The organism is Pradoshia sp., assembly GCF_051873915.1.
Classification (GTDB): Bacteria; Bacillota; Bacilli; order Bacillales; family Pradoshiaceae; genus Pradoshia.
The window spans coordinates 1-9,641 of record NZ_JBJEFJ010000122.1 but is presented as its reverse complement, the minus strand read 5'-3'; the positions used below and the strand labels follow the sequence as shown (position 1 = coordinate 9,641).

Annotated in this window: 13 protein-coding genes; 5 read left to right on the top strand and 8 right to left on the bottom strand. The window is 43.5% G+C overall.

Features of this window, described 5'->3' with window-relative positions; genetic code table 11:
* From ACI35L_RS11100 to ACI35L_RS11085, 4 genes are all read right to left on the bottom strand, one after another.
* Nucleotides 1-635: phosphatase PAP2 family protein (locus tag ACI35L_RS11100; RefSeq protein ID WP_439802908.1), on the bottom strand; the 635-nt coding region annotated here is incomplete at its 3' end.
* Between the two features lie 39 nt (nucleotides 636-674).
* Nucleotides 675-1,652, bottom strand: a complete 978-nt coding sequence (dapF, locus tag ACI35L_RS11095; RefSeq protein ID WP_439802907.1) for a diaminopimelate epimerase — start codon at nucleotides 1,650-1,652, stop codon at nucleotides 675-677.
* 92 nt (nucleotides 1,653-1,744) lie between these two features.
* Entirely contained in the window at nucleotides 1,745-2,533 is a 789-nt protein-coding gene (locus ACI35L_RS11090) for a hypothetical protein (protein WP_439802906.1), read from the bottom strand.
* Nucleotides 2,534-2,711: 178 nt separating this feature from the next.
* Nucleotides 2,712-3,035: a DUF4870 domain-containing protein gene (locus ACI35L_RS11085; RefSeq protein ID WP_049670677.1), complete on the bottom strand. Its 324-nt coding sequence runs from the start codon at nucleotides 3,033-3,035 to the stop codon at nucleotides 2,712-2,714.
* A 138-nt stretch (nucleotides 3,036-3,173) separates the two neighbouring features.
* Here ACI35L_RS11085 and ACI35L_RS11080 point away from each other — a divergent pair, with 138 nt between their 5' ends.
* Together ACI35L_RS11080 and ACI35L_RS11075 are read left to right on the top strand one after the other, a co-directional pair.
* Nucleotides 3,174-3,956 carry an undecaprenyl-diphosphate phosphatase gene (locus ACI35L_RS11080; protein WP_439802909.1) on the top strand — a complete coding sequence of 261 codons (783 nt, stop codon included), beginning with the start codon at nucleotides 3,174-3,176 and terminating at the stop codon, nucleotides 3,954-3,956.
* 259 nt (nucleotides 3,957-4,215) lie between these two features.
* A complete protein-coding gene (locus tag ACI35L_RS11075; RefSeq protein ID WP_049670676.1) occupies nucleotides 4,216-4,785 on the top strand; it encodes a GNAT family N-acetyltransferase in 570 nt (189 codons plus the stop codon).
* 64 nt (nucleotides 4,786-4,849) lie between these two features.
* Here ACI35L_RS11075 and ACI35L_RS11070 read toward each other — a convergent pair whose 3' ends face one another.
* Nucleotides 4,850-5,011, bottom strand: a complete 162-nt coding sequence (locus tag ACI35L_RS11070) for a YflJ family protein (protein WP_082197084.1) — start codon at nucleotides 5,009-5,011, stop codon at nucleotides 4,850-4,852.
* 151 nt (nucleotides 5,012-5,162) lie between these two features.
* Here ACI35L_RS11070 and ACI35L_RS11065 point away from each other — a divergent pair, with 151 nt between their 5' ends.
* The gene (locus tag ACI35L_RS11065) at nucleotides 5,163-6,518 is read left to right on the top strand and encodes an MATE family efflux transporter (protein ID WP_439802905.1); all 1,356 of its coding nucleotides are present in this window, start codon (nucleotides 5,163-5,165) and stop codon (nucleotides 6,516-6,518) included.
* Between the two features lie 46 nt (nucleotides 6,519-6,564).
* Here the strand turns inward: ACI35L_RS11065 and ACI35L_RS11060 are convergent, their stop codons facing one another.
* The gene (locus tag ACI35L_RS11060; protein ID WP_439802904.1) at nucleotides 6,565-7,326 is read right to left on the bottom strand and encodes an SDR family oxidoreductase; all 762 of its coding nucleotides are present in this window, start codon (nucleotides 7,324-7,326) and stop codon (nucleotides 6,565-6,567) included.
* Between the two features lie 245 nt (nucleotides 7,327-7,571).
* Here ACI35L_RS11060 and ACI35L_RS11055 point away from each other — a divergent pair, with 245 nt between their 5' ends.
* Nucleotides 7,572-7,958, top strand: coding sequence for an Hsp20/alpha crystallin family protein (locus ACI35L_RS11055; protein WP_439802903.1), 387 nt, complete (start codon nucleotides 7,572-7,574; stop codon nucleotides 7,956-7,958).
* A 36-nt stretch (nucleotides 7,959-7,994) separates the two neighbouring features.
* On the opposite strand, the gene ACI35L_RS11050 is transcribed toward ACI35L_RS11055, so the two are convergent.
* Together ACI35L_RS11050 and ACI35L_RS11045 are read right to left on the bottom strand one after the other, a co-directional pair.
* Entirely contained in the window at nucleotides 7,995-8,477 is a 483-nt protein-coding gene (locus ACI35L_RS11050) for a hypothetical protein (protein WP_049670672.1), read from the bottom strand.
* Between the two features lie 69 nt (nucleotides 8,478-8,546).
* Nucleotides 8,547-8,972 (bottom strand): FixH family protein, encoded by a 426-nt coding sequence (locus ACI35L_RS11045; RefSeq protein WP_053103735.1) that lies wholly within the window; start codon nucleotides 8,970-8,972, stop codon nucleotides 8,547-8,549.
* Nucleotides 8,973-9,097: 125 nt separating this feature from the next.
* On the opposite strand from ACI35L_RS11045, the gene ACI35L_RS11040 reads away from it, so the two are divergent.
* The gene (locus ACI35L_RS11040) at nucleotides 9,098-9,343 is read left to right on the top strand and encodes a hypothetical protein (RefSeq protein WP_049670671.1); all 246 of its coding nucleotides are present in this window, start codon (nucleotides 9,098-9,100) and stop codon (nucleotides 9,341-9,343) included.
* The last annotated feature ends 298 nt before the right edge of the window (nucleotides 9,344-9,641 follow it).

Genomic DNA, 9,641 nt, shown 5'->3' with positions numbered 1-9,641 from the left:
TACTTGAATACCTCTGCCGTAATAATCAGCCAGACACCGCCTGCTGCATAGCCGGCAAGAACATCGCTTGGATAATGGACGCCAAGATAGATTCGGCTATAGCCCATTAATATAATCATCACGGTGCAGACTACATAGACTGGAAGGCGTATATGCCAGTTCTTCGTCAAGCGGGTCGCGATAATCATCAACGCTCCATACAAAATGAAAGAGGACATGGAATGCCCGCTCGGAAAGCTGAATCCATTCTCAACGACAAGGGGATTCAAGGATGGGCGTTCACGTTGAAAGGTCCATTTCAGGTATTTGTTCACGTAGGCTCCGGATAAGCAGACAAATAGGAGGAATGCCGTACTCAAATAATGGCGCTTCCAAATAAACCAGATTGAAAATAGGACTACTAGCACGATGTTTCCCTTAATCGTCCCAAGGCTTGTCAATAAAAGCAGGACATTGGTGCTCATATCGTTGATGCTCCCCTGGACCACTTGGATGATACCTAAATCAAATCGGTGCAGGCTGTCGCCGTCAATTCCCCTGGCAAGATGAACAAAGAGATACGTTAATCCGGCCAGGATTATGAGGGAGATGAGAAGCCTGCCTGCTTTAAATTGCAGTCGCCCGCTCCATGGCACAATTAATCACACACCTTACTCTTTTGGATAATAAGAAAACTATATGGCCTCAATAATATTTTTCACATGGCTGACAAAGGCATCATATGCTTTCGTTTCATTTTCAAAGCTTTCTCTCTCACCAAAATGAATCTTCTTAGCCTCTAAGTCTACAGTCAAAGTCTGTTTATACTCATAGGTGGCATTCCCGATTAAATCAATCCATGTTTTCTCTGGCAGATCGTGAACATGACACTTTACCATCCCTCCTGGATTATAAACATCGAGCAGCACTTCATCCTCAAGATTCTCCTCCCACTTTGTCACAAGGCTGGAAGCAGACATCGCCGTACCGCATGCATTCGTGAAGCCCACCCCGCGTTCATATGTACGTACGAATATACTTTGGTCACCCATTACATTAATAAAGCTCACATTAACACCATCTGGGAACCATTCATTCTCTCCGTTTACATACTTCGCTATTCTTTCCTGCTTATCCGTCGCAAGAACCTCCTTGCCAACAATGCTGATTAGATGCGGGTTTGGCACGGAAAGAGCGGTGAAAATCAGCTCATCATCCAAGAATGGCAGGCGCTCATGAATGATTTCACCCATATCCGTATTCATGGGCAGAGCTTTCGTGGACTTCAATACAGGAGATATCTCCACTCGATAGGTCGGAATATCCGGGAAGATTTCCGCTTCTTTTCTCACTGCAAGGTCAGCTTTCATCGTTTCAATGACGAGCTGGTCCTTCCCTAGCTTTTCTGAGACATAACGACCTACACAGCGAAGTCCGTTTCCGCACATAGATGCCTCTGTTCCGTCAGAATTAAAGATTCTCATTTTGGCGTCACAGGTGCTTGAGGCTTGTACGAATAAAATTCCGTCCGCTCCCTCCTCTTTCGTCCGCCTGCATACCGCTACAGAAAGCGCGCTCCTCTCTTCTTCGGTGATTGGCAGATTTCCGTTCATCTCATCAATTAAATAAAAGTCATTATTAGAACCGTGTACTTTAATTACCTGAATATCCACAGCTTGTTGCTCCCTTCACTCATATGCTTTTCAATAATAAATTATTCCTCTATTATATGACAAAACCCGATACAAACCATATGATTTTTCCATCAATGATTCTGAGCCTGTAAATAATCTACACAATAGCTGAAAACAATACGCTTCTCATCTTCAGTTGCATTCAAAAAGGTTAGGACCGGCATATTAGCATCAAGGAACCGTCCGCTAGTATAGGCAGGCATCCAGCCGCTATTAAACGCTGCAATAGCTTGCTGATTCCTCGAGTGAGCGATGGAAAAAGCAGCGCTGTGCTCCATTTCCCCTTCATATTGCCTGATGCCATACTCATTCGTAACACCGCTCATTCGCATTTCCTGCCTGTAGACACCAATCCTCCTCTCCTCTGCATCTAGGATGGAGATGGCTCCATTCAGCCCATACTTTACTTTATATTCTGCCAGCATATTCCCCTCATTATCACATAATTGATAGCTTCTCGGCATGAGCAGAAGAAGGGACGCAGGCATAATCCACATCGCTATATTGGTTCGTTTATCCTTTAGACTTCCCGCATAAACCCCGTCACCAGTAAAAAAAATCATATGCAGCGTTGGTGAGGGCAAAAAGGCTATGAATAATTGATTCTCATCCAAAGGGGATGTCGCTCTATTCGTTTCATCATAGGAGAGCTTACTCTTATTGATCAAATGCATACCAAACCGGTTAAGAGATAGAAGCATCAGGACGAGCAATGGAATAACCCCAATCCCGCTCCATAAATAATGCCCTCTCGTCACATATACCAACAGCCCGAAGCAGGCCACGGAAGCAAGTAAGTAAGCCAAGGATTCTCCGATATAGATCTTCATGATTCGGCTGTAATATTCCTTCGTCGTCATCCATCTTTCACCACCAACTTGTCAGGCTTCACGTTACAGTCATTCTAAGTCTATGTAACATCTAGCAAATTTAGTATTAGAATCTATTAAAAGATTATCGCTCGTTCGCAGGTTAAGTGCTTTATTTACTAGAATGTAAAAAAGCAGGTGACATGTATTCACCTGCTTAGCCTGTCCATTATTTAATAAATCGTATAATGAGCGGTATCTGATAATACTCTCCGCTGAACGCTTTAACTGCTGCAATAATCGTAAAGATTAACACATACGCACTGAGCACCCATGCCAGTATGATGCCGATTCCAACAAACACCAGTATAAATGCGATAAGTGTATAGATCGTGTAGCTGATTAAGAAATTAAAATATTCCTTGCAGTGATAGTTTACAAATTCAGAATCATTTCTCTTAAGCAGCCAAATCACGAGCGGACCGAACAAAACGAAAACGAAACTGCTTAAATAGACTGCCCCCGCCCATATTTTGTCATTGCTATGTACCATATGATGTCCTCCTCTAGTTGTCTCACTATTAATTACGTTAGATTTCCCTAAATGTTTCAATAAACTTCATACCATTTATCGGAAGGACATACAATGGATGTAAAAGCGCAATCTGAGGAATTAGAAGGGGTGAAAGCTATGTTTGCTGAATGGAAGGCGATGATTCTTGGCGTCATACAGGGATTAACGGAGTTTCTGCCCATCTCGAGCACTGGGCATCTATATATAGGCCGTCATTTGTTTGGATTGGACGAGGCCGGACTGCTCCTTGATACCCTGCTGCACACTGGAACGTTGCTTGCCTTATTAATTTTCTATTGGCAGGAGATTCTTAAACTGCTTCGCAGACCATTCTCGAAAATGACCGGATTATTAATAATCGGGACATTGCCTGCAGTCATAGCCGGAGTTCTCCTAAATGATTTTTTTGAGGAAATTTCAAAGACTGGTGTCACCATTGGATGGGAATTCCTTGCTACAGGACTTATTCTATGGTGGGCAGATATTATGCCGAAGCAATCGAGGGGTATGGAGGACATTACCTATAAGAACGCCTTATTCATCGGAGTTTTTCAAGCTGCTGCCATCTTCCCTGCCATCTCCCGCTCCGGCTTTACGCTTGCCGCTGGTTTAATGAGCGGACTAAATAGGGAAACAGCCGCTTATTTTTCCTTCTTATTATCCATTCCCGTCATTTTCGGAGGAATTCTGTTTAAAGGGGCAGATCTATTGAGCGGGCCTGTTGAGGCAATCAGCTTTAAAGGCTTATTAATTGGGACTTTATGCGCGGCTGTGTTCGGTTATCTGGCTGTTTCCTGGATGATTAAATACATCAAAAATCATTCATTAAAGCCTTTTTCTCTCTACGTCATCATGCTTGGAATCCTCATTCTCTTCCTGCAAACAATTGGTGTTTTTTAATGAACTTTCTTCACAAAAATACACGAAGAAAAATTACGAAAAATGACGAATAAAAACTATTTCCTTTTTGCAAAAATTCTTGTATTATACTTTCAGTAATATAATTTCATAAGAAGCAAAAATTAGGGAAGGCAAATGGTGCGCCACCAGTAATGGTCCTAGTGGGTTCGATTCCCACCCCGAAATTTTTTGATATTACATTAAAAAATTTCGAGGGGAAATCGCAGTTAGCGGCTGCCCTCATACGGAGGCGATCTGTATGTTGAAGAAACGTGAATTATCTGACTGTCCTGTTCTTTTTGATTTAATGACCCATCCCGACGTCTATCCATTTGTTCGTCACAAAACGAAGCAATATGAGGAGTACTTGTTTATCACCAAGCAGACGATTGAAGCAGAGGAACGAGGAGAACTGATCTCCCGCACCATCCTCGATGAATGGGGCAATCCGATAGGGACCATTACACTGTACGATATATCAAACAATGCTGGATTCTTAGGCACTTGGTTAGGGAAGCCGTACCATGGGAAAGGCTTTAACGCTTTGGCTAAACAGCAATTCTTTGATGAATTGTTTTTCACGCTGGATATTGAGACGGTCTTTCTTCGTATTCGGAAGAATAATATCCGATCGTTGAAGGCAGCTTTAAAAATGCCTTACACGGTTGAAGCCAATGAAACACGTTCAGCTTTATATGATGAAATCAATGCAGAAGGACCTATATACGATCTTTTTGAAATCTCAAAGGACCATTTTACTTTGGCCCAAAAGCGGCTTGACACCGAAGTGCCCGCTGAAGTTTCCATATACGGAGCCAAAGAAGCATAAAGCATAAAGAAGGTGTATGACAGGCAAGGCAATCTTGCAGCTCTGTCACACACCTTCTTTACATTTACATAGCGGATATTTTGTTTTTTGCTCGAGCCTGTTCGTACAGCTGCCGAAGTATGTAGGTTTTATACAGTTCAAGCTTCCGGCGTTCAATTGGATGTTTCGTTACACCCATTTCCTTTAATCTAGCCACGTACCAACCCTTCGATCCTATATAAGCCATGTTCTCTCCCCCCAAAAAACCGCTGCTGCAGTCTTTTAAAGATTGTATGGGGCAATATTGGAGAATATTCATCATTTCTTATTTTTCTATTTCCTTTTTCAGAGTATGATAGATACTAGCGAAAAAAAGATTCTATTCGGAGGCTTCATTCATGGTTCAGTCACTATTTACTAAAGAAAAAACATCAAAGATGATGATTGTGTTTCTGCCGATTTTGATTACCCAGCTCGGCTTGTTCGCTATCAGCTTCTTTGACACCTTCATGTCCGGCAAATTCAGCCCCATTGATTTAGCGGGTGTCGCCATTGGAACATCCCTTTGGGTGCCTATCTATAATGGGTGTTCAGGCATTCTTTTAGCCGTGACTCCAATTGTGGCCCAGCTCTTCGGACAACGGTCAAAGCCCGCTCATATTAACCGAGCAGTCATGCAGGCGATCTACCTTTCCCTTATCATGAGTATCCTGCTTATCCTCTTAGGAGCTCTGTTCTTACGTCCAATGCTTGGTCTCATGAATTTAGAGCAGGAGGTCGGACGCATTGCTTTTCAATATTTAGCAGCTCTTTCATTCGGGATTGTTCCACTCTTTGTTTACAACGTACTCAGATGCTTCATTGATGCGCTCGGAAAAACATCCGTTTCCATGTTCATCACGATTGTCACTCTTCCGGTAAATGTCGTGGCCAATTATGCCTTCATTTATGGTAAATTCGGTCTTCCTGCATTCGGAGGGGTCGGGGCAGGCATTGCTTCATCCATCACCTATTGGGTCATCATGCTAATTGCTATTGTGATCACGACAAGAGTGCATCCATTCTCTGAGTATGGATTACTGCGTTCTCTGCCAAAGCCATCACTCAGCGAGTGGGGAAATACAATGAAGATTGGACTTCCGATTGGCATGGCTATCTTTTTTGAAACAAGCATATTTGCTGCTGTCACTCTTTTCATGAGCTCTTATAATACCATTACGATTGCCTCCCACCAGGCGGCTATTAATTTCTCATCATTCCTCTATATGGTGCCGCTCAGCTTCTCGATGGCCCTTACGATATTAGTCGGTCAGGAAGCAGGGGCCAATCAGCTGAAACGGGCGCGGGAATTCAGCCTGATGGGCATCCTGTTCGCAGTTGGATTTTCCTGTATCAGCGCCATCATACTCTTAGTATTTCGAGATCAAGTGGCTTATTTATACACAAATGATCCAGAGGTAGCTATATTGACGGCGAAGTTCTTGATATTCGCTATCTTCTTCCAGCTATCTGATGCCCTTCAGGCGCCCATACAGGGGGCTTTACGAGGATATAAGGATGTGAATGTGACATTTTTCATGACACTCCTATCCTATTGGGTCATCGGCTTGCCGGCAGGTTATGCACTGGCCAACTACACCGCCCTCGGAGCGTTTGGTTACTGGATTGGCTTAATAACCGGCCTTGCCATCGGTGCTGCTGGGCTAAGTGCTAGACTAATCATTGTTCAGCGCAGAATAAGAAAGACAGCCTAATCAGCAAAAAACTCGCAAGTGCGCATTTGCAGCCTTGCGAGTTTTTTTATCGGTATTTAGACAGGACATCCTGTCCGCCTGTTACAGGAATAACTGCTCCTGTAATAAAGTCAGAATCCTCATTGCATAAGAAGGATATCACTCGAGCAATATCTCCTCCAGTACCAGGTCTGCCGACAGGTACAACCTCTGTTTTTTCCCTTCTGTCCGGATGATTCATTTCCTTATATGGAGGGACGATATCGCCAGGGCATACCATATTGACGGTAATGCCATATTCGGCCTCTTCGATGGAAAGTGTCTTGGTCAGAGAGGTCAATCCAGATTTAGCTGCCGCAAACGCTGACCGGTATTTCCAGCCTGGGGCTGTATTTGATTGGTCAAACCCCATGGTGATAATCCGTCCCCATCCATTCTCTCTCATGCGAGGAAGGATGCCGCGCGCTAGGAGAAACATGCTTGTCAGGTTCCCCTGAATCATATATTCCCATTCCTCCACCGTGTATTCTGCCATTGTTTTTCGTTCTTGAATATATGGGCCTGCATTATGTACGAGGATGTCTATGCCTGTACCAATCTGAGCACATTGTTTAAGCAGATTGGCATGAGACTCACGCTTCGCCGCATCATATGGAAGTGCAGCCGCTGTTATTTGATACTTTTCTTCGAGCTCAGCCATAAAGGACTCTGCTCGCTCCCTGCTATGCCGGTATGTTGTAATAATGGAATAGCCGTCCTGCGCTAATCGCTCTGCCGCGACTCGTCCAAGACCGCTTGCCGAACCGGTAATCAAAGCTGTCCGTTTCATCGACGTATAACCTCCAGACTCATTCACTAGAATACCTTTCCCTTTCTATTATACTGAACATTATGTACATATGACCATGATGATGATTAACGAATAGGGCCCAGTTCGCATATAGTAACTGTAACCCATCCTGCTCTCTTGAAAGTTGAGGTGATACATTGTTCCCTTGGAACCTTTTCCCTAATAACAAGCAGCAAATGCCTGATTGGATGAAATATTTGAATCAGTCTGGACTGGAAAAACAAATGGAACAATTGTTATCCATGCTATCACCTGAACAATTCGGGAGCCTGATGAAGCAAGGCTTGTCCAGTGACCAGAGGGAAGAAGCCGAACAAGAGAATGAACAACCCAGCAGGCATAAACCGGAGATATTCGAAACACATGATTATGTATTCGTACGCCTGCCTATACCGGAAGACGAATTGCCTCATCTGAAGCTGTATCATACGAATAATCGCATTATTCTACAGGGCTTGCCGCCCAACCGCGAAGAAAGCTTGACCTATCCCCTGCCATGTCTAGTCAAAAAGAAAGGGGCTAAATCAAGCTATAAAGACGGCATATTAGAAATTATCCTTTTCAAAATCCCTGATACTCAATACTCTGAAATATCCGTGCCTGAATGGTAAGAAACCGTATACGGCAGAGCTTTCCTCTGCCTATCTTTATTTCTCTCCCTGTAAGAATACAAGCCCTTTATCACCTGTTTGCCCCCATATCTCCACTTTGACAAAACGGAGCCTCTTTTGACAATCCAGAATTTCAAGCTTGCCATTCTCAATCTCCATCTTGTGAATCGTTGAGGCATAAAGTCCATTATCGGGACTAACATATAGCGATCCGTGGATCAGTCTGTCATTCGGATTGGCAATCGCCAGGGTAAAATGCTGCAACTTTTGAATATCAAAAATGATATGAGCCTTACCGGTTGATTTAATGAACAGCTCTTTCTTGATGTTCACGTATTCATTTACACTTAAGCTCCCCTTCGTCATTGCCTGGAACTCTCCGATATCCAACCCGGCAATCTCCTTAATGCGCAGCTCTGTCTGGTTATGCGTTTCCTGCATAAAGGAACGTTCTTCCCTCTGCAGCCGGTAGATTTGTCCTTGTTCGTGAACAATCCGGTTATTTTCATGCGTGGCCATCCATCCCCCTCCCCTTCTTTCGAGGATTCCTTACATAGATATATATGGCCTAATCATGAAAAAAAGACATTAAGGGGTTATTTCAAATGTCTCTTTAGGCATAGAATGCATATCCCGAGCAGTTACATGAGTGATAATGGTATAAAGCCCTTCTTCTGTAAATGATTTCTCCAATCGATATATACCGTTTTCTTGATGCTCGACCATAACTTTTTCTGTCTCTTCTTCTCCCTCACGTTCGAATTCAAACTCCACTTCCTTCGCATCTTCAACAGGTTCGCCGCCCTGTGTGACGATCGCTTCAAACACAATCTCCTCATTTACCTTGGCAGGACTTGTTTCAATCTCAATTTCTACCTGTATGGCTTCTGAAGCCATCCCGCTATCATGTCCCTTGTGTTCATCCTTCTGTTCTGCTTCCTGGCTTCCACAGCCGGCCGTAACCATCATCAACATGAAGGCTGCAGCTGCAAACAAAGTCCGCTTCTGTCTCAATCCTTCCATCCCCTTTTTGAATCCTTTAGCTACCTTTTCGAATAGCCCTTACGCTCTTTCGTTAATGTGATGCATATTCCCGCTCCTTTTAACGGAAAATAGGTTGAAAAAGGAGGTCGTTTGTCATGTCACATCCATATTGCTGCCCTAATTGTAAAACAAACCGTTCCCGCTTCAATGTTATTGAGCAAACCCCTATCTATGTAAAGCTTGACCCACACTCAGGGACCATTGTGCAAATGTATTCAGATGAAGAGCTTGAGGCTTTCCATCTGCCTTACAACGGACCCGGTATACGAGTGCAATGTGCATCCTGCGGATTGATTGAAGATGAGAAGACATTTATCGCCTTCGGCTTACGGAACAATTAGACAAATAAGGGATACTATTCCTTCTGTAGTGTATCTCACTTTTCATATGCAGGGCAATGGTTTCACCCTTTTGTCACAAATGAAGTCGAGCCAGCCCTACTTGTTCGACTTCTTTTTCTCCTTTTCCTAAAAAGACCATAAAAACATTGATTATTACTGAAAAATAATCACTATCATCAATCCTAACAGTATGGCGTTAGCAGCTGTTAGCAACATTGATAGCCATACCGCCTTCTTTGCCAGTGAAACTGCTGCACTAATGTACAATATGGGGAAGATAAGCCCCCATCTTTCAAAT